The organism is Pseudomonas sp. O39, assembly GCF_045447295.1.
Taxonomy (GTDB): Bacteria; Pseudomonadota; Gammaproteobacteria; order Pseudomonadales; family Pseudomonadaceae; genus Aquipseudomonas; species Aquipseudomonas antarctica_A.
This window is the reverse complement of the sequence record NZ_JBJGXV010000040.1, coordinates 1-23663: the sequence shown is the minus strand read 5'-3', so window position 1 is coordinate 23663 and position 23663 is coordinate 1. Positions and strand designations below refer to the sequence as shown.

At 56.9% G+C, this 23663-nt stretch carries 16 protein-coding genes and 8 pseudogenes; 7 read left to right on the top strand and 17 right to left on the bottom strand.

Going from position 1 to position 23663, the window contains the following annotated elements:
- Nucleotides 1-3264, bottom strand: a 3264-nt coding sequence (locus ACI77D_RS28805; RefSeq protein ID WP_407018034.1) for an Ig-like domain-containing protein, incomplete at its 3' end; no start/stop codon positions are given.
- Nucleotides 3265-3319: 55 nt separating this feature from the next.
- The gene (locus tag ACI77D_RS28800; RefSeq protein WP_406980426.1) at nt 3320-4165 is read right to left on the bottom strand and encodes a sulfotransferase family protein; all 846 of its coding nucleotides are present in this window, start codon (nt 4163-4165) and stop codon (nt 3320-3322) included.
- A gap of 397 nt (nt 4166-4562) precedes the next feature.
- On the opposite strand from ACI77D_RS28800, the gene ACI77D_RS28795 reads away from it, so the two are divergent.
- Nucleotides 4563-4925 carry a response regulator gene (locus tag ACI77D_RS28795; RefSeq protein ID WP_407018033.1) on the top strand — a complete coding sequence of 121 codons (363 nt, stop codon included), beginning with the start codon at nt 4563-4565 and terminating at the stop codon, nt 4923-4925.
- Between the two features lie 49 nt (nt 4926-4974).
- On the opposite strand, the gene ACI77D_RS28790 is transcribed toward ACI77D_RS28795, so the two are convergent.
- Nucleotides 4975-6180 (bottom strand): ISL3 family transposase, encoded by a 1206-nt coding sequence (locus ACI77D_RS28790; RefSeq protein ID WP_406994846.1) that lies wholly within the window; start codon nt 6178-6180, stop codon nt 4975-4977.
- 435 nt (nt 6181-6615) lie between these two features.
- On the opposite strand from ACI77D_RS28790, the gene ACI77D_RS28785 reads away from it, so the two are divergent.
- The 4 genes and pseudogenes from ACI77D_RS28785 to ACI77D_RS28770 all read left to right on the top strand — a co-directional run.
- On the top strand, nt 6616-7203 hold the full coding sequence (locus ACI77D_RS28785) for a phage tail protein (RefSeq protein ID WP_406994849.1): 588 nt from the start codon (nt 6616-6618) through the stop codon (nt 7201-7203).
- A gap of 54 nt (nt 7204-7257) precedes the next feature.
- Complete coding sequence (locus ACI77D_RS28780; protein ID WP_406980430.1) at nt 7258-7569, top strand: hypothetical protein; 312 nt, start codon at nt 7258-7260, stop codon at nt 7567-7569.
- A gap of 565 nt (nt 7570-8134) precedes the next feature.
- Complete coding sequence (locus ACI77D_RS28775; RefSeq protein ID WP_406994847.1) at nt 8135-8356, top strand: hypothetical protein; 222 nt, start codon at nt 8135-8137, stop codon at nt 8354-8356.
- Between the two features lie 62 nt (nt 8357-8418).
- Nucleotides 8419-8583 (top strand): annotated as a pseudogene (locus ACI77D_RS28770) (low affinity iron permease family protein); the annotation flags it as partial.
- A 92-nt stretch (nt 8584-8675) separates the two neighbouring features.
- Here the strand turns inward: ACI77D_RS28770 and ACI77D_RS28765 are convergent.
- From ACI77D_RS28765 to tnpC (ACI77D_RS28720), 10 genes and pseudogenes are all read right to left on the bottom strand, one after another.
- On the bottom strand, nt 8676-9170 hold the full coding sequence (locus tag ACI77D_RS28765; RefSeq protein WP_406980432.1) for a GNAT family N-acetyltransferase: 495 nt from the start codon (nt 9168-9170) through the stop codon (nt 8676-8678).
- Between the two features lie 12 nt (nt 9171-9182).
- Nucleotides 9183-11279: a biotin/lipoyl-binding protein gene (locus tag ACI77D_RS28760; RefSeq protein WP_407018032.1), complete on the bottom strand. Its 2097-nt coding sequence runs from the start codon at nt 11277-11279 to the stop codon at nt 9183-9185.
- On the bottom strand, nt 11280-12599 hold the full coding sequence (locus ACI77D_RS28755) for an efflux RND transporter periplasmic adaptor subunit (protein WP_406980434.1): 1320 nt from the start codon (nt 12597-12599) through the stop codon (nt 11280-11282).
- A complete protein-coding gene (locus ACI77D_RS28750) occupies nt 12596-13375 on the bottom strand; it encodes an efflux RND transporter periplasmic adaptor subunit (protein ID WP_406980435.1) in 780 nt (259 codons plus the stop codon). The genes ACI77D_RS28755 and ACI77D_RS28750 overlap by 4 nt, the downstream gene beginning before the upstream one ends.
- A 283-nt stretch (nt 13376-13658) precedes the next feature.
- Nucleotides 13659-14637 (bottom strand): annotated as a pseudogene (locus ACI77D_RS28745) (IS5 family transposase).
- A gap of 69 nt (nt 14638-14706) precedes the next feature.
- Nucleotides 14707-15206, bottom strand: a pseudogene (locus ACI77D_RS28740) (helix-turn-helix domain-containing protein); the annotation flags it as partial.
- Nucleotides 15207-15374: 168 nt separating this feature from the next.
- Nucleotides 15375-15809 (bottom strand): annotated as a pseudogene (locus ACI77D_RS28735) (methyl-accepting chemotaxis protein); the annotation flags it as partial.
- 99 nt (nt 15810-15908) lie between these two features.
- Nucleotides 15909-16586, bottom strand: a pseudogene (locus tag ACI77D_RS28730) (PAS domain-containing protein); the annotation flags it as partial.
- Nucleotides 16587-17065: 479 nt separating this feature from the next.
- Nucleotides 17066-18016, bottom strand: a pseudogene (locus tag ACI77D_RS28725) (IS5 family transposase).
- A gap of 299 nt (nt 18017-18315) precedes the next feature.
- Nucleotides 18316-19751 (bottom strand): annotated as a pseudogene (gene tnpC, locus ACI77D_RS28720) (IS66 family transposase); the annotation flags it as partial.
- A 111-nt stretch (nt 19752-19862) separates the two neighbouring features.
- Between tnpC (ACI77D_RS28720) and ACI77D_RS28715 the strand changes: the two are divergent.
- Nucleotides 19863-20210, top strand: coding sequence for a hypothetical protein (locus tag ACI77D_RS28715; RefSeq protein ID WP_407018031.1), 348 nt, complete (start codon nt 19863-19865; stop codon nt 20208-20210).
- A gap of 453 nt (nt 20211-20663) precedes the next feature.
- On the opposite strand, the gene tnpC (ACI77D_RS28710) is transcribed toward ACI77D_RS28715, so the two are convergent.
- The 3 genes from tnpC (ACI77D_RS28710) to tnpA form a co-directional block, all read right to left on the bottom strand.
- Nucleotides 20664-22190, bottom strand: coding sequence for an IS66 family transposase (tnpC, locus tag ACI77D_RS28710; protein ID WP_407018030.1), 1527 nt, complete (start codon nt 22188-22190; stop codon nt 20664-20666).
- Nucleotides 22191-22271: 81 nt separating this feature from the next.
- Nucleotides 22272-22607 (bottom strand): IS66 family insertion sequence element accessory protein TnpB, encoded by a 336-nt coding sequence (tnpB, locus tag ACI77D_RS28705; RefSeq protein WP_407018029.1) that lies wholly within the window; start codon nt 22605-22607, stop codon nt 22272-22274.
- Nucleotides 22604-22936 carry an IS66-like element accessory protein TnpA gene (tnpA, locus tag ACI77D_RS28700; protein ID WP_407018028.1) on the bottom strand — a complete coding sequence of 111 codons (333 nt, stop codon included), beginning with the start codon at nt 22934-22936 and terminating at the stop codon, nt 22604-22606. The genes tnpB and tnpA overlap by 4 nt, the downstream gene beginning before the upstream one ends.
- Before the next feature lie 213 nt (nt 22937-23149).
- Between tnpA and ACI77D_RS28695 the strand changes: the two are divergent.
- Nucleotides 23150-23407 (top strand): annotated as a pseudogene (locus ACI77D_RS28695) (DNA cytosine methyltransferase); the annotation flags it as partial.
- Here ACI77D_RS28695 and ACI77D_RS28690 read toward each other — a convergent pair.
- Complete coding sequence (locus tag ACI77D_RS28690; RefSeq protein WP_407018035.1) at nt 23408-23614, bottom strand: hypothetical protein; 207 nt, start codon at nt 23612-23614, stop codon at nt 23408-23410.
- Nucleotides 23615-23663: the final 49 nt, after the last annotated feature.

Sequence of the window (23663 nt, the reverse complement as noted above, 5' to 3'; positions counted from 1 at the left end):
CACCAGGTTGGTGGCGTCGGTGATATTGCTGGTCGGGGTGAACGTTGCCGTCCAGGTGACACCGCCATCGCTGCTGCTCACGGCCGTCAGCGTGCCGTTGGCGATGGTCAGGTCGGCGTTGCTGAACCCGGTCACCGCTTCGGAGAAGGTGAAGGTCACCAACGATGTATCGCCGATTTTCAAGGCTGTGTCAGCGAACACGACAGTGGCCGTCGGGCGCTGGTTGTCGATGGCGTAGTTGTTGGAGTCGGTGGTGCCGCTGCCGGCATTGCCGTTCAAGTCACTGACCCCGCTGTTGTCCAGGGTGATCAGGTTGGTGAGATCGGTAATGTTGGCGGTCGGCGTGAAGGTTGCCGTCCAGGTGATCCCCCCATCGCTGCTGCTCACGGCGCTCAGCGTGCCATTGGCGATGGTCAGGTCGGCATTACTGAAACCCATCACGGCCTCGGAGAAGGTGATGGTCACCAACGATGTTTCGCCGATTCTCAAGGCGTTGTCGGCGACGACGATGGTCGCGGTCGGACGCTGCGTGTCGATGGCGTAGTTGTTGGAGTCGGTGGTGCCGCTGCCAGCATTGCCGGACAGATCGGAGATGCCGGTGTTGTCCAGGGTGATCAGGTTGGTGGTATCGCTGACGTTATTGGTTGGCGTGAAGGTCGCCGTCCAGGTGATCCCGCCGTCGCTGCTGCTCAAACCGCTCACGCTGCCGTTGGCCACGGACAGATCGGCGGTGGTGAAACCGGTCACGGCCTCGCTGAAGGTGATGGTGACCTGCGAGGTTTCCCCAGCCTTGAGCGCGGTGTCCGCGACGACAAGGGTGGCCGTCGGGCGCACAGTGTCGATGGCGTAATTGTTGGAATCGGTGGTACCGCTGCCGGCGTTACCGGCCAGATCAGCGATCCCGGTATTATCCAGCGTGACCAGGTTAGTGGTGTCGGTGACACCGCCGCTCGGCGTAAACGTCGCCGTCCAGGTAATGCCTCCGTCGCTGCTGCTCACGGCGGACAACGTACCGTTGGCGATGGTCAGGTCGGCGTTGATGAAACCACTGATCGCTTCAGTGAAGGTGATGGTCACCAGCGACGTTTCACCGACTTTCAGGGCCGTGTCAGCAACAACGATAGTGGCCGTCGGGCGCTGGGTATCGATTACATAATTACTGGAATTGGTGGTACCGACACCCACGGTACCGTCAGAGACGGCCGCCACACCGGTGTTGTCCAGGGTGATGACGTTGGTGGTGTCGGTAATGCCGTTGGTCGGCGTGAAAGTCGCGGTCCAGGTGATACCGCCGTCGTTGCTGTTCACGGCCGTCAACGTGCCGCTGGCGATGGTCAGGTCGGCATTGGTGAAACCACTGACTGGCGCGTTGAAGGTGATGGTCACCAGCGAGGTTTCGCCAATTTTCAAGGCGCTGTCCGCGAGTACGATGGTCGCGGTCGGAGGCTCGACGTAGTTTGGGTTATACGTGCCGCCGGTGGTGTAAACCGCAGCAGTGGAACCGGGCGAGGCGCCCGTCGAACCACCGTTTGACGGACCTCCAGTACCACTGGCCGCCGCGTTGCCGGTCATGGCGGCGACGTTGGCAGCGGTGATCAACACCGTGCCGCCGTTGTTCCAAATGGCCCCGACGGCACGGCCACTAACACCGCCGTTTCCAACATTGCCGCCGCTGCCACCGCCACCGCCGCCGCCACCCGCCGCGATGTTGTTGCTGATGACCGATGTGCCGATGAGTTTTAAGGTGCCGGTCGATGCATTGTAGATACCACCTGCCGCGTTACCACCAGCGCCGCCGACCGCGTTCCAGCCCGAACCACCACCGCCGCCACCAATGGACAGCGTGCCATTGGTCGCAGAGCCGCCGTTGCCGCCGTGACTGTAGCCGGAGGCGCCATTACCGCCGACGCCGCCAATGCTGGTACCGCCGCGCCCGCCCATGTCGTTCTGGGTGTAGCCGCCGCCATAACCACCGGTATTGGCAGAGCCGGCCCCACCGGCATAGCTCAAGTTGCCTGGGCCCGTCGAACCACCATGGCCACCGTTACCGCCACCGATCCCACCGCCGCCACCGCCGCCGCCACCGGAGTATCCGGATAAGCCACCGCCGCCGCCGCCACCGGAAGCGGCGTTGGCAGTGACCGTCACGTTATTGAGCGTAAGAATGCCGGCGTTGAAAATCCCGCCACCCATGGCGCCCGCCGCTGCCGCGCCACCGTTACCGCCATTGCCGGCCACCAGTCCCTTGGTGATCACCAGCCCGTCCAATGTCACGGTGCTGCCGGAAGTGACTTCCACCACACGGGTCTTGTATTGCCCATCGAGGGTCACGTCGGCCACGCCGTCGTTATTCAGATCGCCATCGACGGTGATGTTCTTGTTGATCAACAACTCGGAGTTGAGCTGCACGGTCATGCCGGCGTTGAAGGTGACAATGTCGCCGTTTTGCGCAGACGCCAGTGCCGTACGCAACGAGCCGACTCCCGAGTCGAGGTTGTTAGTCGCGGTCCAGGTGGCTAGGCCCCACTGATATTCGCTCATTGCCTTGGTCGACAGGACGTTGGCGCTTTCGATGGTGCCGGTGGCAATTTCCAGATCCCAGTCGCCGCCGACACCGGTGCGGTTGTTCGAAGCGGCCACATCCCTTCCGGTCAACTGCGCCAGCGAGTCGACTAAATTCAAGCCGCGATCACCCTCGGCGGTGTAGCAGCCGTAAATCAGGATGTCGCCACCAACGTTCATGTCCTTGCCGATTTCGCCGAGGATTGCGCTGCGCTGCGCGACATTGTCGGCAGACAGATAACTGTTGCCCAGCCACAGATCGCCTGCGTTGCCGTGCGCAATAATCTGCACCGAGCTGACGCCTTGATGCTGATCGAGATAATCGGCGATCTGCTGCAAGCCGTCCTGGGTCGCGTTGAGTTTCACCACCTGAGTGCCGGGAGCAATGCCCTGGAGCAGGCTGTCGGCGTCCTTGACCCGTGAATCGACGAATACCACGCTCTGCCCCGGCACTGCGACGGGGCTGACGGCCGGTGTCGCATCGGCCTGACCGTGGGTGTCATTACTGGCCACCGGCTGATCGGCCGTCGGCGTTTTCGCTGCATCCGCCGTGGTGTGGCTGTCAGCCTGGGCAGCGGTATCGGCCACCGTCGCCGCAACGGCTCCGTCGAACAGCATGCGCGGTTCCAGCGACATGATCATCGGCGCGGCAAGCGTCTGCTGACATTCGGTTACTCGCGACTTCTGCTTGCTCCACCACATGCTGCTCACCCGGATTCGAACACAGTTGTTGACGCATCAATGAAAAACGCCGCGATCAGTTGACCGCGGCGTCGGACTTCATACGAATGACATTGGCAGCGCTGGCTGAGCCATCAAGCCAAAAAGACAAATCAGCGTATTGCTTGAACAGGTCAGGCGGCAGAATCGTGCGCCGTGACTGCAGAGCAACCTTGGGTTTGACCTTGTGCAGGCCGGCAACACCAAGGGCTTGATCGAATTCCGGCGCGTCGTACGCCAGATGTTCAAAATCGTGTTCGAACCACGGCTCGCCGATAAAATCGTAGACCAGCCGCAGCACTCGCTCCGGGGCCTGAGTCAGCAACTCGTAATCAATGATCAGCAACGAGTCGGCGTGCTCGCCGTAATAGGCTTCCTTGAGCGCCGCCCAGGCAAAACCCACCAGCCGGTTACGCTGAGCCAGGGTTTCGCAGCGGCTGTAGACCGTGTTGCGCTCGACGGCGTCACCGAACAGCTTGGTGTTTTCGTAAGGGTTGGCGCGATAGAGCCGTTCAAGGCTGTCCATCACCCACGCAACGTTGCGTACGCAAGCGATGATTTTGGCTTTGGGGAACAGGTCGTTGAGCGCGGGCAGCCGCGAGCTCCACTGCCGGTTGGTGTCAAACACAACCGGTTTGTCGGTCTTGTCGGCGTAGTAGGAATCGAAAAGACCACGCAGCAGACGGCGGCGCGTCTGGGTGTCGATCACCGCGCCGAACTCACTGCCGGCGCTGCATTGCTCGAGCACGCTGGAAAAGAGAGAGCCAACCGGGCTGGTCATACCGGCGTGAAAGCGCGGATTCTGCAAAAAGATCGCAGAAAGCAGGGTCGAGCCTGAGCGCGGCAAACCGGCGACAAAGTGGAACTGCTGCAATCCATTCACCGTAATCGAAAGTCCTTTTGTTCGACGAAGCGTAGTTCAATATCTGCCTTACTACTAGCAGTGGTTTAAAAAACAACAATCAAAGCCCCAACATTTGATTGATAGCAAGCAGGTGAAACGTTTAAGTAACGAATGAAATTTTCCACTGGTTCTGGCATAGATATTCCCGTTTACGCGCCACCAGCGCGCACTTCGGCGCTGAATTGACAAGTTGTCCAGTGGGCATGAATCGCTCCGGATTTTCTAGACATTCTCCAGACTCGCTGAGTAATGCTTTCCAAACTGTTCTCGTTCTACAATAGCCGACGTGGCATTTCGTCAAAGGTTCTAGACAAGGAGGATGTGGAGATTGAAGATAAACTGGCAGGGTCTACTACCCATCGCGGGAAAAGTCGTCGTGATTGAAGATGATTCGACGCTTCGCATGCTCATGACAGATATTCTGAAGGAAATTGGCGCTCAATGCTCAGCGTTTGAGTCAGCAGATGATGCTCTTGTGTACCTGCTTGAAACAAACGTTCCCCATCCCCTCTTGGTCGTAGATCAAGCCCTTCCAGGGCAAATTCAAGGCGTCGAGTTTATCGAAATGGTAAAAAGAAAATGGCCCACGACTGGAGCTATTTTGATGTCTGGATATTTGCTGGAGTCGGCAATACTGCCTCCTCTGACAAAATACTTGCAAAAGCCTTGGTCACTGGATGAATTTGTGGTGGCCGTGTCAGAGGTTCTCCAGCCAGATACCCCCCTAAGCAGAATCTAAATCGCCAGGCATTCAATCACCCATAAGACTCACGGAAATTTTCGGTTCTTCACGGATTACCGGGAAAGACGCTCTTGATCTTCATGAAAAAGAATTCGCTATCCCGGTAACCGTACGCCATCCGTTTGATGACCTTTATTCGATTGTTTATGCCTTCCAACTGCCCCGTGTGCATCGGCCAGCGAACCCGGCTGACGATTCCCCGCCAGTAACCCTTTAGCCGTTTGGCGAACAGGATCAGAGCCGGTATCGTGCTTTCATGAGCGTGCCGCAGCCATTGCTTCCAGGCTGATCTCCAGCCCCAGGCGGTACTTGGCGTCCAGAGCGTTTTGAGTTCAGCTTTCATCAAGTAGACCGTCATCAATGCTTGGTTGGCCGCCAGCAAATCCTCCAAGCGGACCTGTTGCTCCGGTGTTTTCAGGTTCTGCGGGTTGCGCAGGAGCAGCCAACGCGCTTGCTTGATGACCTTTCGGGCTGGCTTGTCGTGACGCAGTCGATTGGCTTCGTCGACGCGAACTCGATCAATCACCTCTCGGCCATATTTGGCCACCACATGGAAAAGGTCGTTGACCACTCGCGCTTTTGGGCAGTGCTGACGAACCTCCAGGTCAAAAGCGGTGTTCATGTCCATTGCCAGCGCTTCGATTCGGGCGCACCCCTCTGGCCCCAGCTCTTCGAAAAATGGCCTGATCGCCGCCCGGCTGCGGCCTTCGCCGATCCACAGCACCCGTCGCGTATCCGCATCCAGAACAACGCTGGCATAACGATGACCTTTGAACAATGCGAACTCGTCCATCACCAAGCGTCGCGGTTGCGCCTTTGGCAAAACGCTCAATGCTGCTTGCAAGGCTCGACGCTCCAGCACCCGAACGGTCTCCCAATGCAGCCCAAACATCTGCGCTACGTGCAACGTGGGAAGGCGTTCACAGGCTTGAGTGACCGCCTCTGCCAGACGCCGTGTCATGCGGGCATAGCGATCCAGCCAACTGACGGCCTCCATGCGTTTGCCACAGTCGCGGCAACCAACGCGTCGGAGCAAAACGCTCAGGCGTACTGCGCGACCGAGAATGGGTAAATCACGAATGACTCGCTCGCAATACTCATGCGTGGTTGAACAGGGCTTTTGGCACCCACCACAGGAAGGGAATCGGGTGGCGTGGGGTGTCAGATTGATCTGGAGGGCATCACCATCAGGCTTGATCGTGACGACAGAAAAGCCCTCCAAAAAAGGAAGGAAAGTATTAATATCGCGCATAAGAACGCCGGTTTGTTAGATGTGTTTGCTCGCACGAACATCATCAATCAAATCGGCGTTCTTGTTTCTGTGTTTCCCGGGATTCCGTGAAGAACCAAATTTTCAGCCCTCCCCCTGAGTCGCAAACATTCCTCTTCAGCGCTAGACATGTGAGGACTATCCGCCACCTCGCGGGAATCTGACTGGATGCGTATCGCTATATTGAATCAATGCATTCAGCCAAATCGGCACAACGAAGTGACACCTTACGACGGTGCTCGACTCGTATCCGGCAGGGTTTTGCCGTATTAATTTCGGGTAGCAGATTCCTATTTCATGACATCCAGCAGCACTGCCAATCCCGGTCTACACTTCAGCTTGGCTTGACTTGGCCACGGAGGGTCTAAGCAAAGGCACTCTACCCGCCGACAATCAATCAGAATGGATGAGGAAACTATGGACGTTTACATGGGTACTGTTATGACGTTCGCCTTCAACTATGCACCTAGTGGCTGGGCCTTATGCAACGGTCAAATTATCAACATTGCCCAGAACCAGGCGCTTTTTGCGGTGTTGGGAACGGTGTATGGCGGCAATGGCGTGCAAACATTCGGGCTACCGAATCTGCAAAGTCGTGCCCCGATCTGCCAGGGCACAGGTCCCGGTCTGTCGACCCGTACGATGGGTGAAATTTCCGGCGCTGAAACCGTCACTTCAACCGTTAATAATCTGCCAAACCACACTCACACAATGGCAGGCGTCACTGCCACCACCACTGTGCAGTTGGCCAACCCGGCGAGCAACCCGCTGGGGGACCCAACTACAACCAACTCCTACATTGGTGCCTCGGGCTCCGGGCCCGGTCTTGCGAATATCTTCTCCGACGCGCAAGGCGCTTCGCCCGTGCCTCTCAAAGGTGCGCAGACTGCGATCAGCGGGTCCATCAGTCCAACGGGTAACGGCCTACCGATGGCGATTATGAACCCGCATCTGGTGCTCAACTTCAGCATCGCGCTGGAAGGTATTTTCCCAACTCGCAACTGACCAAATGCCGGGGGCCTCCACGCCCCCGGTTTCTGACCTCGCTGGAGTGAAACCATGTTGCAAGAGGTTCAAAGCCAGCATTTTCATGCGTTGCTGGGCCGGAGCGGCATCCTGCACCTACCTGATGGCAGCGTCATGCAAATCTATATCGAATACATTGAAGAGCAGCCCGCTGCTAAGATGTACAGCAGCGCGCGAATACCATTCAGCGTCCAACTGAGAAGTTTGGAGCCTACTGAATTTATCGACGGATTGTGCGCACTGCAACTTCCAGAGATCGGGCAGGTGCAGGACATCTTCGTATCCCGTATGCCACCGATGGGACGAGATCCGCAGTTGGGCTACTTCCACATAAGCTTCAACTGACTCGACAAAAGACACCCGGCGGTATCTGACGCGCTCGCGATGGGGCCATATCAGGCGCTAGTTAAGGGCGAGTGAAACAGCGCTTTCGCGAGCAAGCCCGATCCCGCGGGGATTTGTGTTTTAAGCAGGAGGATCGAAGTAGTCGAAGACTTTGTTCACGCTTAGTTCGCCGAACATCACCGCCTGCTGTATACACCGCAGGGTGTGCAGTAGGGCTTTATCCAGCAAAGTTGCGCAGCACTGAGCATCAAATTGGTAGACGCCGTGGCTAGGAGAGACTCGTTGCTGGCGCCGAGGTCGACGTGAAACACGGATGCTGTGAAGATGGCAAATATCTGGCTAGTTGGGTGTGACATTTGGCAATAAATGCAACTGATTGGAAATTGCTGAAGCTCACAGACGATGCGTGTCTTTAAGTGTTTATACTTCAAAGCTAAGCATTGCGGGAGTTTCCAAAAAGATACTCATTCCGTTCGGCGCTTTAACCAATAGGTGCCCACTCGTCACCGACGTTGAACCGTAAACGTGCAGACTTTTCTACCGCTCATATCCGGAGGGCCGTGTCATGTATGAAGATAAAAAGGCGCGTGCGATCGAAACCTGGCAGCGCCTACTGAATTATCCTGAAATACGAATGAGCGCTCCTGAGCAATACGAAGAATTACTGCGCCTTGCCGAGGAGTATTGCGAAGAGGGGTTCATCACCAGAGAGGAGCGCAGGGCGATGATTGAGAATGCGACGGCGAACTATCGGCGGGCAGTTGAAGGCATGGGCCAAGGGACCTAGGGGTGTTGCCTTCTATGACGACGGTAGCCTAGTCCAAGTATGAAGCCTTCATCCGCCGCATCCCCCAGAACAGGGATAACGACATCTTGCATCCGAAACTCCATGAACTGATCCGAGCAACGAAGGACGCTCAGAACGCCTTCATGTCATTGGATCATTATGAGCCAGCGGCCGTTTCACGATCAAAACTGGGACAAAGGCATACAAGCCGGCGAATTCCGGTATAGCTGTATGCCGCGATGCAAGGTTGTGTAGCTGGAGTCCGTGTCCGGGAATGTCTTTTAAACACCGCCGTTTAAGACCAATAAGGCGGCACCGATTATTGGGGATACCAGACAAGTCTTTCGGCGGCCGGATTACTTTCTTCCACGGCAAATCCCAGTGCCAAATAGTGCTGGCGTGCCTGGCGATTGCTGTTCCACACCACCGTCGCCACCGGGCAGCGAATCTGTTGCGCGGCTTTCTGCACGCCCTGCAGCACGGCGCGGCCAAAACCCTGGCCACGCGCCGGTGGGATGAACGCCAGATACAACACGCGAATTTCGTTTGCGCCAAAATCAGTGCTCAAGGCACCGATAGCCGTACCGAGTTTTTCCACCACGTAGTGCATGGCGTTGGGGTAGTTATCCCCCATGCCCTGTTCCTGCACCTGAAACTGCTGGGCAGCTATTTGCTGCACCTGTTCCGGCTCGCCGTCGATCCATTGCAGATCCGGTCGCGCCGTTTGATAAAGGCTTTGCAGAAATGGGCCGTCGGTTGCCCGCGAAGGCCGTACTACCAATCCCTCTGCTGCCACTGCTGCGTTATTCGTCATCGCCGCTCTCCGTTAAAAACCGCTTTCCCTGACACCCAGTGCCGCCATCCGCCGCCATGCCACACCCAGCAACGACTCGCCGCGCCCCTGCAACACGACCACGCCGCGCAACGGTTGCAGCGGCGTTGGCGCGTTATCGAGCACACTCAAGCGCGCGCCGTACTGCGCCTGCACCGGTTCCGCCCGTTGCTGTTGATCGCGGCGCACTGCAATCGGCCCGTGGTGATCGGACGTCAGTGCTTGCTGATCGACGTAGGCAACGCCGTTGGTGTCGACTTCGTCCAGTTGCACCGCGAGCGCCGGGTGCATCGGGTCGTCGGCGATGAACCGGCCGCTGGCGCCGGGCTCGACCCGCCACAACTGCGCTTCGGCCAGATAACCACGCAGGCGTGTGCCGTCTTCGACGACTCGGGCCAGTGCATCCTTGCTCGAAATCCAGCGCCCGACGCTCAGGTTCGGCAGCAAATCACGCACATGTCCGGCGTGCGGCGCGCGTAGCAACAGGCGTTCACGGCGGGCCGTGAGCCCGCGGTATTCGGCCACCGCTTCGGCCAGTTTTTGCTCAACGACACCGGCGTCCGCCGCTGTTTCACTGCGGCCGGCCTGTCGGCGCATCAGCAACTGCTGGATCTGGATCTCCCGCCGCACGATGGCGCGCTTCGAATCGAGATCCGGAGATTCCAGTTCGATCAGCACATCCCCTTGGGCGACCTTCTGACCGTCCTGCACTTTCACCGCTTTGACCCGCGCCGCAGTGGGTGCATACAGAGCGCTTGCACGTCCGGCCTCTAACATCGTCGGCAGCTCCACGGCGCTGCGCCAAGGCACAATCAGCACCAGCATCAACCCCAGCAATGCCAGACTGAAGAGCACCACGCGCGGGCCATACGCCTGCTCACGGCGGCTCCACCACTGGCGCCATTCACGCATGATCGGCAGAAAGATGAACCACACCAGTTCCACCAGCATCAGGAAGATCCCCAGCACCTTGAAGAACAGGTGATAGACCGCCAGCGCGATCCCGAAAAACAACGCCGCACGCCATAACCACGAGCCATACCCCCAGATCAGCAAACGCCGTTGCATTTTCGGCGACCAAGGTTCCGGCGCGGGTGCGCCATAACCGAACAAAAACTCGCGCAAGCGCCAGCGACACAAGGCAAACGCACGGCCCTGAAGGTTGTCGACTTGCCACAAATCGCTGATCAGAAAGTAGCCGTCAAAACGCATGAAGGGATTGAGGTTGACCACCAGCGTGGTGATCCAGGTGGCGCTGGCGAGCATGAACGCCGCCGTGCGTCCCGGGCCATCAGGCAACAACGACCATGCCAGCAGTGCGATGCACGCCAACAGCAATTCAGCCAGCACGCCACCGGCGCCAATCAACAACCGTGCACGACGATCATTGACGCGCCAGGCATCGCTGACATCGGTGTAGAACATCGGCAGCAGCACCATGAACGCCACGCCCATGCTCTGCACCCGGCACCCGGCGCGCTTGGCCATGAACGCGTGGCCGAACTCATGACACAGCTTGGCAAAGAACAACGCCATGGCGAACGCCAATGCGCCGCCGAGGCTGAACAGGTGCGGAAAAGTGCCGACAAACCGCTGCCAGTCCCGCGAGACCAGAAACACCCCGAGCGCCAACGTTGTCGGCAAGCCGTAGCGCAACACGCGTGGGCCGAAGCGTTCCAGCCACGGCCAGGCGCGATTGAGGAAGGCGTCCGGACGCCACAGCGGTATGCGGAAAAACAGGTACTGATGCAGAAGGATTTGCCACAGGCTCTGTTTCTGCGCCAAGGCCTTGAGCCGATAACTGGCGCGCTGTTGATCGTCGAGGGCACTGATCAAATCGTGCCCACGGAGAAACTCCAGCAGTTGCTCGAGCTCGGTGCCGTCCAGCGGTAGGCCCGGCTCACGATTGGCCGCACGCAGGACCTGCTCGGTATCGCCCAGCGCCCAGTGGCGCAACAGGCGCATCGCCGCCGCGCCCAGTTTGAAATAACGCCCGCGCACCGGGTCGGCCAGGGTCCAGCGTGGCGAGCCATCCAATGCTGGCGCTGCGGGCGACAGTTGAAGGTCGGCACGTAGGCTCGGCAGGTTCATTTACAGGCCCACGCTCTGGCGCAGACCGGCCAATGGGCGACGCAACAGATACAGCGCCAGCGGCGCACGGTCACCGAAGATTTTAGCCGTACCGCGCAGGCCGATGCGCGGCGGTGCGTCGACGAAATTGGCGTCGAGCCGATACGCCAGTTGCCCGCCAGCCGTCGGTTGTGCTTCGTAGGCCGAGCGCTCCAGCGTCGCGAGGTGGCGCTTCAAGGGGTCGCTGTCGAGAAACAATGCGATCTCGGCACCGGGCTCTAACGATATCGCGTCGCCCACGGCCAGTTCGATACGCAGTTCGGCCTGGTTCGGGTCGGCAATTTCCATCAGGCGTTCGCCGGTCTGCACGGGTTTGCCGGTCAAGCGTTCGGCATCGGCGAACACCGCGATGCCATCGCGTTCGGCACGCACTTCGCTGCGGTTGAGCAGTTCGCGTGCGTAGTCGCGTTCGGCGCGTTTCTGCTCGACGCGCGCGGCCAGCAAATCCATCCGCGAGTTGGATTCGGCATCGGTGAACGAGCGCTGGGAATTGGATTTGAGTTCGGCTTCGGCCACATCCAATGCCCGTTCGGCCACATCGGCCTGAGCCGTGAGGGTGGTGCTTTCGAAGCGCAGCAACAGTTCGCCGGTTTTCACCGTCTGATTGGGTTTGACCAGAAACTCGGCGATCACCCCGTCCAGCGGTGCCGCTACCACACGGCCGCCCAGTGGTACTACTTCGGCCGGTGCCAGCACCGATTGACGCACCGGAATGAACAGCCCGAGCAACAGCGCCGCGACCAGTGCTACCTGACGTTTACGTGTCCAGCGCAACCGCCATGGTGTGCGTGGCTGCAACGCCAGCCAGGCGTGGCTGTAGGTGTCGCCCAGTTGCGAGAGCAAGACGTGTTCGGAAGGATTCCACGGCACATCGCGGGCCAGCCACAAGCCGCCGAACACTTGCCTATCCCGATCAATCAACGGCAGCCAGAACACGTGTGCGGCGGACAAACTACGCCAATCGGCCTGGATCGATTCGCCGAATGACTGCGGCGCAATCACCCGCGCCTGCTGCAGCACATCCTGCTTGAACAACTGTGCCACGGCTTGCTCGACAAACGCCACGAACGGCGCATTGGGCTCAACCGCGCTGACGCCGGTCACCGCTTGCACCTTGCCAGCGATCAACAACGCTGCGTGGCGAAAACCGAACAGCGACTGGCCGTCATTGACCAGGCTGTAGGCCAGTTGCGCGGCGTCGCGGGCAGCACGGGTCTGGCGTTCGAGGTCAAGAAAGCGCGCAAACACCTGCTCGGCGCCGCCACCGACGGGGGCGTTCAATCAAGCTCCGGAAAATGCGCCGTGCCGCTCATGCCGGCCAGCAGGCCTTTGGCTTCTGGGAGTGAGGCGACCAGCAACAGGGTCTGACTGCCCTCGTCGATTCGCGCGCCGAGGCGTTTGACCGTGGCTTCGATCGGTTGACCGGTTTCATCGGGAATAAAGGAAAACGTCTGGCCTGGCTTGAGTTTGGCCATCCAGCGCGACGGCACCAGTAGATGGATTTCCAACGTGCGGTTGTCAACCACGTCCAGCAGCGGCGCACCAGCCGGCACGCTCTCATAGCGTTTGACCTTGCGTTCGACCACTTGCCCGTCGAACGGCGCGATCACGCTGCAGCGTTTGACCTGCACCTGATAAACCTGAGATTGCGCCTGGGCTTCGCTGACCTTGGCCTCAGCCCGCGCCACTTCGAAACGCCCGACGGAATTGAGTGCGGCCAATTGTTTGTTGTGCGCCAGCTCTTCACCGGCGCCGCGGCCAGCCGCCTGCGCGGCATTGAGTTGCGCCTGATAGGCCGAGCAATCGAACCTCGCGAGCATGTCGCCCTTCTTGAACGACTCGCCCTCACTGAACGGCAACTCGACAATCCGCCCGGACAGCTCACTGGCCAGAACCGCCTGATCTCGAGCGCGAAGCACACCCCGCGCCTCACTGCTTGCGGCAACCGCCCCGACCGCTGGGCTATCCAGCAGCGGATCGCCTAGCCCGGGCGTTTGCGCATGAACTGCACACGTTATAAAGGTCAATCCAAAAACCCAACCACGAAAACGCTGCATAACCGCTACTCCCTGACGGATGAGCGGATTCTACGACAGCGAGGGTTAACGTCAAGCTAAAGACTAGCACCGCGCCTTTTTCTTTGGTGCGTGTAGGTCAAACGTGCAGATCAGCTAATCGAAATAAAATTTGTTTAGGGAGGGTCTGAAGTAAGCAGCCGTTTTTAACGGCCTCGCTGTCTGAGGTTCAAAAAAACACCGACTTAATTGAAATTCAGACCTTTCCTCCTGTCAGTTCACCATTTTTTGCGGAAGAGCACCTTTTCAGGGTTCATTGTCCACATCACAGGCACACCTCGCCTGCATTCGATAGTCGTTTTCGCATCATCCAAAGGTTCGATAAGGCAAACAGAGTGGTCTGCTGCGCGGTGTTTTGACCAAGCCTCGGAAACGGGCTTTCGTATAACCAAACTGGCGCTTGATCACACGAAAGGGATGCTCAATCTTGGCCCGGACTTGAGCTTTACCGTATTCGATTTTGCGGCGCATGCGACCGATCAGGCTCTTTTTTTTGCATGCTTATTATATCTGCTGGGTCGCGCTGAGATCGATCAGATCATCGGGCGATGTTGATGCTCCGCACGCTTCTCCACGCCGATGTAACGGGCGTCGCCACACACGTAAGTTTCCTCACCGTGCAGCAACTGATCGACCTGCGTCACGTCCGCCACATTGGCCGCCGCGCCCACCGGGCTATGCACTAAACCCGACTCGGCATCGACGCCAATGTGCGCTTTCATCCCGAAGAAATACATATTCCCCTTCTTCGTCTGGTGCATTTCCGGGTCGCGCTTGCCGTCCTTGTTCTTGGTCGAGCTCGGGGCATGAATAATCGTTGCATCGACCACGGTGCCTTGGCGCAGCATCAAGCCACGGTCACCCAGATAACCGTTGATGACCTGCAAAATTCCGTCCGCCAAGTCATGTTTTTCCAGCAGGCGGCGGAAGTTGAGGATCGTGGTTTCATCGGGAATCCGATCCAGATGCAGCCCGGAAAACTGGCGCAGGATCGTGGTCTCGTAAAGTGCTTCTTCCATAGCCGGATCGCTGTAGCCGAACCAGTTCTGCATCAGATGAACCCGCAACATCGCCATCAGCGGATACGCCGGACGACCACCTTCGCCCTTAGGATAATACGGCTCGATTAAGGCAATCAAACCCTTCCAGCGCACGACCTGTTCCATCTCGATCAGGAAGCGCTCGCGGCGGGTCTGCTTACGTTTGCCGGCGTACTCGGCATCGGCGAAGGACATCTGTTTCATCGGGACTCAACCGTCGTGTTCGTGTTAGGCGGGTTTCACCAGATTTAGAAGTCTTCTTCAGAGTTTCCCTAAAGCCTTGTCCGGTGGTGCCAGGTATAGACCGATGACATGCCAGAACTTCTCCTCGAACTGCAGATCTTTGGACAGCTTGAACGTACGAGTCAGGCGAGGTTCCAAATCATTGGCAGCAGTTTATGGACGGTAGTCGAGGAAATACCCGCAGCCCTTGCCATGCTCCGACAACTTCAGCGCAGTTCTCCCATACGAGGTCGGGTGACCTGTTCCAGAACAAGGCGAAAAGTCTCGGCAGGTAAAGGTGATTTGTGTCCGCGTCCCGGCTTGTCCACCAGTCCGTCCAGCCGATGTGCCTGAAAACGCAGGCACCAGTCGGTGATCGTCCGGTAGGAAAAGCCGGTCAGCCGTGCAATGTTGTCTCGGGTTTCGCCTTTGGTGGCTAGCAGGATGATGCGTGCTCGGTGGCCTTCTCGCTGAGGGATGGTGGCAGAGCGAACTCTCCGTTTCAGTTCGGTCATTTCTTCTGGGCTAAGCGTGATGTCCATAGCGCTCACTGTCAGCTCTCCAAGGCAGGGATGGCGCCTGAAGTGTAGGTGAAATATTCAGGAATTTATTTCGCAAACAGCACGCTAGCTGCCGCACTTATTGCAACATGTCCTTGCCATCAGATGAACAGTGAGTTGTGGCGAGTTCACAAGTGGAAATATATCAAAAATAGATTTTCAAAGTTGCTGAGTAAACCGTTCAACTGCGTTAACCACTTCGCGAGCGCCAGATTGAATTTCCAGGATCACGCTCCCCGCTTGTTGCGCTAGCATCAACCCTTGCTCAGCTTGAAAACGGCTATTGCTCATATTTTCTACCGCCTCATCAACTAGACGTTGGTTTTTTTGCACAACTGCCACAATTTCTTCAGTTGCACTACTCGTCCTTCCTGCGAGTTGACGAACTTCGTCAGCTACGACCGCGAATCCCCTACCTTGTTCTCCTGCACGAGCGGCTTCGATCGCAGCATTCAGTGCCAAAAGATTAGTTTGGGCGGCGATTCCACCAATAGTTTGCACCATTGAGCTGATCAAATAAGACTGTTTGCCTAACGCTTCAATCCCTTCTGAAGCGGACGATATTTGATCGACTATTTTATTCATAGTGCCAACAGTTTTTTGAACAACGTCAGCGCCCCGATTAGCTGAAACATCTGTCTGCTGAGATATGTCGTGAGCAGTATTTGCAGCAGAGCTGATTTCATGCTCCCGTCGGACCTGATCAGTAACAACTGTCGCAAATTTTACTACTTTATAAAGTTTACCTCTTGTATCGTGTACTGGATTGTAAGTAGCCTCGAGCCAAACTTCATGACCAGAACTATCTATCCTCTTAAATCGACTTGCTACAAAATTACCGCTATTTAGAGTATTCCAAAATTCATGATACTCAGAGGACGAGGTATAAGCGGGTTCACAAAAAATGCTATGGTGCTTTCCCTCAAGTTGTTTCAATGAGTAGCCGACCGCATTCAGAAAAGCTGAATTTGCTGTGAGAATTTTTCCTGAGAGATCAAATTCTATTACTGCCGTCGATCTTAGTAACGCCTCAATTAACTCACTGCCTTCTCGCGCCGCGTCTATAGCTTTCGTTGCGTCCAGTCCATAGCAACTCATGCTTGTTACCATGCCACTAGCGTTTTTTGTTGGGCACCATGCTGCATGGATCCAAACCATTTTTTCTTCGGCGGTAATATATCTATAATCATCGCTAACGGCTACGCCTGCGGAAATCGCATTCATAAATCTCTTGTAGCAGGATAACTCTTTTACATACGAGGGCGAAAGCATGCCCAAGGACGCTCCAATTAATGCTTCTTGCTGATACCCGACTAGGTTGGCAAAATTTTTATTGATGCCGGTTATTATCATATCTACATTGACAGTCATTGTAAGCATTTCAGATTCAATACTATTTTGACGCTCTCGCCATACCAAAAGCTCATCTTGAGCCATTTTCAATTTTTTATTAAGGAGCTTATTAAACATAAAATCACCAGAGGATAGTAACCTTGAAACACACTTAGGATGACGCTCACTTTTTAAGAAGATAGGCGACTAAGCAATTGAGATAATTTAAGTATTAAAGGTTGCGCACTCATTATAGTTCAGATTTTTATGTTCGCAACAAAAATCACAACCACGAGCGCCGTGACCTATGATGTGAGCTTACGCTTGATACTTTGACGCTATAGGGAAGGTCTGAAGTAAGCAGATATCTCTCAACTGCTGAGCCATAGCGGCTTCAAAAAACGGCAGTTGTTCAAAATCGATCAAGTCTGCCGATTATTTCATCCATTTTTTCCGCAACAAGCACCTTGCAGCGGCTATTTCCCTCATTACGGGCGCATCTCTCCCGCGTCGGAAAGCTAATGTCGACGGGCCATCCACGGGTTTGACAGGGCGAACAACGTCACCATCTGAGCAGCGTTTTTTACCAAGCCTCGGAAGCGCAATTTCATATAACCAAACTGACGATTGATCACCCGAAATGGTTGCTCAACCTTGGAGCGAACCTGAGCCTTGGCTCTCTCGATCTTGCGTATCGCTTTGTACAACACGCTGCGTTTTCCGTGCTGCTTGTAGGCACTGCGCCGGGCTGCAACCTGCCAGATGACGTGGCGTCCAGCATGCTCTTTGCGCTTCTCGACACAGGTATAGCCTGCATCGGCGCAGACCACGTTTTCAGCACCGTGTACCAGTTTGTCGACTTCGGTCACGTTCGCCACGTTGGCCGCGGTGAAGACCACGCTATGCACCAGCCCCGATTCATCGTCGACACCAATGTGCGCTTTGGCGCCGAAGCAATACTGGTTGCCTTTCTTCGTTTGGCGCATTTCCGGGTCGCGTTTACTGTCCTTGTTCTTGGTCGAAGTGGCCGCATGAATCATGCGTGGCATCGACGATGGTGCCTTGTCGCAGTGAAAGACCATGGTCGCCCAGATAGCCATTGATCACGCCGAGAATGCCAGTGGCCAACTCGTTTTTTTTCATAAGGCGACGGAAGTTGAGAATGGTGGTTCCGTCTGGGATTCGCTCCAGGCTCAGCCCGGAAAACTCGCGCAAGTTCGTCGTCTCGTACAGCGCCCGACCATCGAAGGATCACTGTAACCAAATCAGTTCTGCATAAGATGAATCCGCAGCATCGCCATCAACGGATACGCCGGACGACCGCCTTCGCCCTTGGGGTAGTGGGGGTCGATAAGAGCGATCAAACCCTTCCAGGGTACGACTCGATCCATCTCGATGAGGAACAGTTCCTCACGGGCCTGCTTGCGCTTACAGGCGTACTCGGCGTCGGCGAAGGTCATTTGCTTCATCATCGAAAAGCTCGGCGATTGGTGTCCTGAGGTTCTGCCAAAACAGGAAGTCTTTTTCATAATCTCATTAGCGACTGGAAAAGTTATCCGCCACATCATAGTCGTGGAAGTTCCCTCGAAGACATGTCAGGCGGGTATTTCACCAGATTTGGAAGTCTTCCTCAGAGTTTCGCTAGGAGTGGGTCATTAGCCAGCTCTTCAGTTCTGCGAGTACCGGCAGACCCTTTTCATGTCGGACGTTAATGCGCCGTTCAAGCGCGCGTATTTGGTAAGCGTCTGCCGAAGTCACCTTGCGTGACTCAGGCCGGCACCCACTGATGCGGCAGCAGTTGATCAATCTCACTGGAACGCTGTGTTGGCAGCCGCGTCAGCACATCTTTGAGATAGGCATATGGATCATGCCCATTCATACGCGCCGACTGGATCAAACTCATGATTGCCGCTGCTCGTTTGCCGCTGCGCAGTGAACGGGCGAACAACCAGTTGGAGCGGCCGAGTGCCCACGGCCGTATCTGGTTTTCCACTGGATTATTATCTATGGGTACAGCACCGTCCTCGATATATCGAGCCAGTGCGCCCCAGCGCTTGAGGCTGTAATCCAGAGCTTTGGCTATAGCCAAGCCTTCGGGCACAAGGTCGCGCTGGGCCAGCATCCAGGTGTGCAGTGCGTCGATAAGGGGCGCCGCTTTTTCCTGACGTATTTGCCAGCGATCCTCGTCGGTCATTTCCCGCGCTTGCCGTTCGATTTCGTACAACCCGCCAATTGAGTGCGGCATCTGTTCGGCCAGTTGGCTTTTGTTCGTCGCATGCAGATCGAAGAACTTGCGGCGGGCATGGGCCATGCAGCCGATTTCGGTGATGCCTTGCTGAAAGCTTGCTTTGTAGCCGGCGAAATCATCGCAAACCAGCTTGCCGTTCCATTGCCCAAGGAAGTTGCGGGCATGCTCACCCGCACTGCTCGGGCTGAAGTCGTAAATCACTGCCTTGAGAGCCGAAAACGGCGTAGTGCAGTAGGCCCAGAGATAAGCACGATGGGTTTTCTTTTCGCCCGGCGCGAGCATCTGCACCGGCGTTTCGTCAGCGTGAATCACGCCTTGAGCAAGTACCACTTCGCGCAGCGCATCAACCAGGGGCTGGAGCTGCACACCGGTTTGGCCGACCCATTGCGCCAGTGTCGAGGGGCGATAGCCAGGCCGGCACGGTCAAAGATTTTCTCTTGTAGGTACAGCGGCAAATGATCGGCGAATTTGGCCACCATCACGTGAGCCAGCAGACCTGCGGTCGGGATGCCCTTGTCGATTACTTGGGCCGGCACTGGTGCCTGGATCAGTGTTTCGCACTGGCGGCAGGCCCATTTCCCACGCACGTGCTGCTCGACGGTGAACACGCCCGGCGTGTAATCCAGCTTCTCGCTGACGTCCTCCCCGATCCGCCGGAGCTGGCAGCCGCAGGGGCATTGGGTGTTGTCGGGTTCGTGATAAATCACGGTGTGCGAAAACTGCGCAGGCAAAGGAACACGCTTTGGTTGCTTGCGTGGTTCGGCCGGCGCAGCCGGCGGATTCAACGCTTTCAACTCGGCTTCGATGGCCGCGATGTCGGTATCAAGCAGGTCGTCGAGCAGGCTGCCCTGAGCAGGACTCAATTGCTCACTGCGCTTGGCAAACTTGTTACGTTTGAACCATGCGATTTCGTGGGTGAGTTGCTCGATGATGGTTTGGTCGCGGTCGTTCTTCTGTAAGCGTCCGGCCAAGTCATCTTCCGAACCTCCACGGCGCCCTCGCATTCAAGCTAATCAAGTGATAAACACCATATATATCCAATGCCACGGCAAGCATAAGGCGATCAGATGGCGCGATTTTCGATTTATAGTGGATTGATTCTGGTTGGCTACTCGTCGCTGGAGAGTGGAGATCCTCCCATGGGCGTTGCTTTCGGCCAGTTCGAGCCAACCACTGGGTATCCCGCTATTCAAAACGAGTGCCGCACAAATCACTTCGACCAGTCCGGTCTGGCCCTTTCAGTAAAAACCGAAGCGGGCTTGGTTATTCCATCTATGGGAATCGCCATTCTGGATTACGCTGAAGAGCTTCTGCCCGATTGCATCGAGATAAGTATCCTCGGCATTCCCACTGCTTTTTATGAAGAGTTGTTCCCTGACCATGTGATCAAGTACACGCACCAATTCGCTAGGTGAGCCGCTCTATGGCGAGCATGGGCCGTCTTTAGCAGGGAGGTGTGATCCTTGAGTTATCGGAGACCGCAAAAGCTACTGACTGGAGCAATTGGCAGAGCCTCAAGAGCAGGGTCAGGAACTCAGCATTGGTTGCCTCAGACCAGGCTCGACCGTATCTGAGAGTCAGGTGTATGGTGGTCACTGGGTCTCCATTCCGAGCAGACTCGAGCGAGTAGCGTTCACCATCCGAAAATGCACCTTGGGCACATCCAGGGAACACCAACTCCAGAAATGTGATTACCGCCTCAGGGCATCCAATATCTAGCACGTCCTCAACGTTGGACAGATCGTTTTCACTGAGGTCTGTAGGCTTCAAAATAATAATGTCAAAGCTCATTGCTGCGGGCTCCCATCTTGTAATCCATTTGGCATCGGCATTCCCTTTTATACGTCCGGCCATCACGCCTCGCGTAATTAAACCGGCGACCACTTATGTGGCAGCAACTGGTCTATTTCTCTTGCCTGCTGCGTCGGTAGCCTCGCCAGTACGTCCTTCAAATACGCATACGGATCATGCCCGTTAAGCTTGGCCGATTGGATCAAGCTCATCAGCGCAGCCGCGCGTTGACCGCTGCGCAGCGATCCTGCGAAGAGCCAATTCTTGCGTCCAAGAGCCCATGGCCGGATCTGCTGCTCTATGTGGTTGTTATCGATAGGCACGGCGCCGTCATCTAGATAACGTGACAACGCCGTCCAGCGCTTGAGGCTGTAATCCAGCGCCTTGGCAATGGCCACGCCATCGTGCACAAGCTCGCGCTGGGCGATCATCCAGGCATGCAAGGCGTCCATCGCCGGTACCGTTTTTTCCTGGCGTATTCGTCGTCGAGCATCAGGCTCCAGGTCGCGGACGTCCTGTTCTATTTCGTACAGCACCTGGATGTAGCGCAAGGCCTGTTCGGCCAGTTGGCTTTTGTTCGTGGCGTGCAGGTCGAAAAACTTGCGCCGCGCATGGGCCATGCAGCCGATCTCGGTCACACCCAGTGCAAAGCTGGCCTTGTAACCACCAAAATCATCGCACACCAGTTTGCCTTTCCAGTCTTGCAGGAAGGCGCGGGCGTGTTCGCCCGAGCGGCTTGGGCTGAAGTCGTACACCACCGCGCGGATATTGGCAGATGCGGTGGTTGCATAGGCCCAGACGTAGGCCCGATGGGTTTTCTTCGCGCCAGGCATGAGCACCTGTACTGGCGTTTCATCGGCGTGCACCACGTTGTGTCCAAGCACCACTTCGCGCAGAGCATCGGCCAGCGGTTGCAGTTGCACACCGCAGGTGCCGACCCACTGCGCCAAGGTCGAGCGCGGGATGGCGAGGCCGGCCCGGCCAAAGATCTTTTCCTGACGGTACAGCGGCAAATGATCACCGTATTTGGCGATCATCACGTGGGCCAGCAGACCTGCCGTGGGGATGCCCTTGTCGATGATCTGTGCAGGAACCGGTGCCTGGATCAGTGTCTCGCAGTCATCGCAGACCCACTTGCCACGGATGTGTTGTTCGACGGTGAACACGCCGGGCGTGTAGTCGAGTTTCTCGCTGACATCCTCGCCGATACGCTTGAGGGCGCAGCCGCAGGTGCACTGCGTGTTGTCCGGTTCGTGATGGATCTGCGTGCGTGGAAACTCGGGCGGCAAGGCTGTGCGTTTAGGTTTTTGCCGAGCCACAGTCGGGGACGGAGCGGGTTGCAACGCCTCAAGCTCGGCTTCGATGGCCGCGATGTCGGCGTCGATCAGGTCATCGAGCAGGCTGGCTTGATACGGGCTTAGTTGCTCGCTGCGCTTGGCAAACTTGAAACGCTTGAGCTGTGCGATCTCATAGGTCAGCTTGTCGTTGACCGTTTTGTAGTGATGGATTTGCTTGTCCATTGACTCGACGCGCTGCATCAACTGCGCCGCGATAGTGCGCAGTTGTTCAGGGCTTAGTTGGTCGAGATTAGGAAGCGAAGTCATGCCGCCGATTTTGCCAGAACAGGCCAACATCGGCGATAGACGCATCGGACAATTGCACGGCGACGCTGGCCATGGCAGGTGTTACATCATGGAAATCGCATTGCCTGGCCCCACTCTGTGCCAAGGCAAACCCAGCACCAGAGCGCGTAACTGTTCGTCGCTCAATTCCACCTGAGAGCCATGCCGAGAACCTGGCCAGAAGAACTTACCTTGATGCAGTCGGCGCGCCGCCAGCCAGATACCCAGGCCATCGTGCACCAACACTTTCATGCGATTGGCGCGGCGGTTGGCAAACAGATAAGCACAGTGCGGCTGCGCCGCACCGAACACGGCGACCACACGTGCCAGAGCGGTGTCGGTGCCGGCGCGCATGTCCATGGGCTCGGTGGCGAGCCAGATGGAGTCGATGCGGATCATCGCAATAGGTCTCGAAGAAAGGTCGCGCACGCAGCCGCGCTGTCGGTTGGCCAATTCACTTTGACGGTACCGCGCGGGTGCTGGATTTCAACGCAGATGCTCGATGACGCAGCTTGTGACTCTGCTCCGGCCAGCGGCATGGGTAACGAAATAAACGCAGGTTGCAGCTCAGTGTTTTTCTGCGTTTGCAGCCGAATCCACTTGTGGACGAGGTTCGCATTGAGGCTGTGGCTCAGCGCGACGTTGGCAATCGAGGCGCCGGGCTGGGAACACTCTTGAATGACCTGCGCCTTGAAGGATTGGGAATAGGAACGGCGTTGTGGCTGCATGAAAGACCCTCTTAAAAGGCTAGAAATGGTGTCCACTCAAATTAGGTGGACACCATCGCCTTTGGCGTCGGGGTCAGGAAGGCGTGTTGGCCGGTCGGTTACGACGAAAGCTCCTCGCGTGGGTTTTTCGGAGTGGCCGCCCGCCATGCATGCGGTTGAGGCGGCATACCCCCCCCACTCCACCGCCTGGTCATGGCCCGGCAAGGACTCCCCATGCTCACAGCAATTGACTTGCTTTCTGGTTTCGGCGGATGGACCCGCGGCGGGAAAGACGCCGGCCTCAATGTCTTCTGGGCAGCCAACAACTGGCCCGCCGCAGTGGAGTGGCACACCAAGAACAACCCGGACACGCAACATGTCTGCCAGGACCTACATCAGGCGGACTGGTCGCAAGTGCCAAAGCATGACGTCATGCTGGCCTCTCCATGCTGCCAGGGCCACACCAAGGCGCGCGGCAAGGCGTCAGGCAATCTAGTGAGCAATCTGAGGGAACATTGCCTTACGCGCGTCAGCATCCATCTCGGTCTTGTAACTGTGTTGGGTCTTCAGTTCTTCGGTTCGCTGTGCTGCCGGTCGAGCATTGATGCCATCAAGGAGCCGTTTTACGTTTGGAAGTTTTGCCCAAGCGTCATTACCCAGGACGAACGGTACCGCGCGCGCCCAACCCCATACTGCCATGTCCACCAGCGTGTACTCACTTCCGAGCATGTAAGGCTGTTTGGCCAGA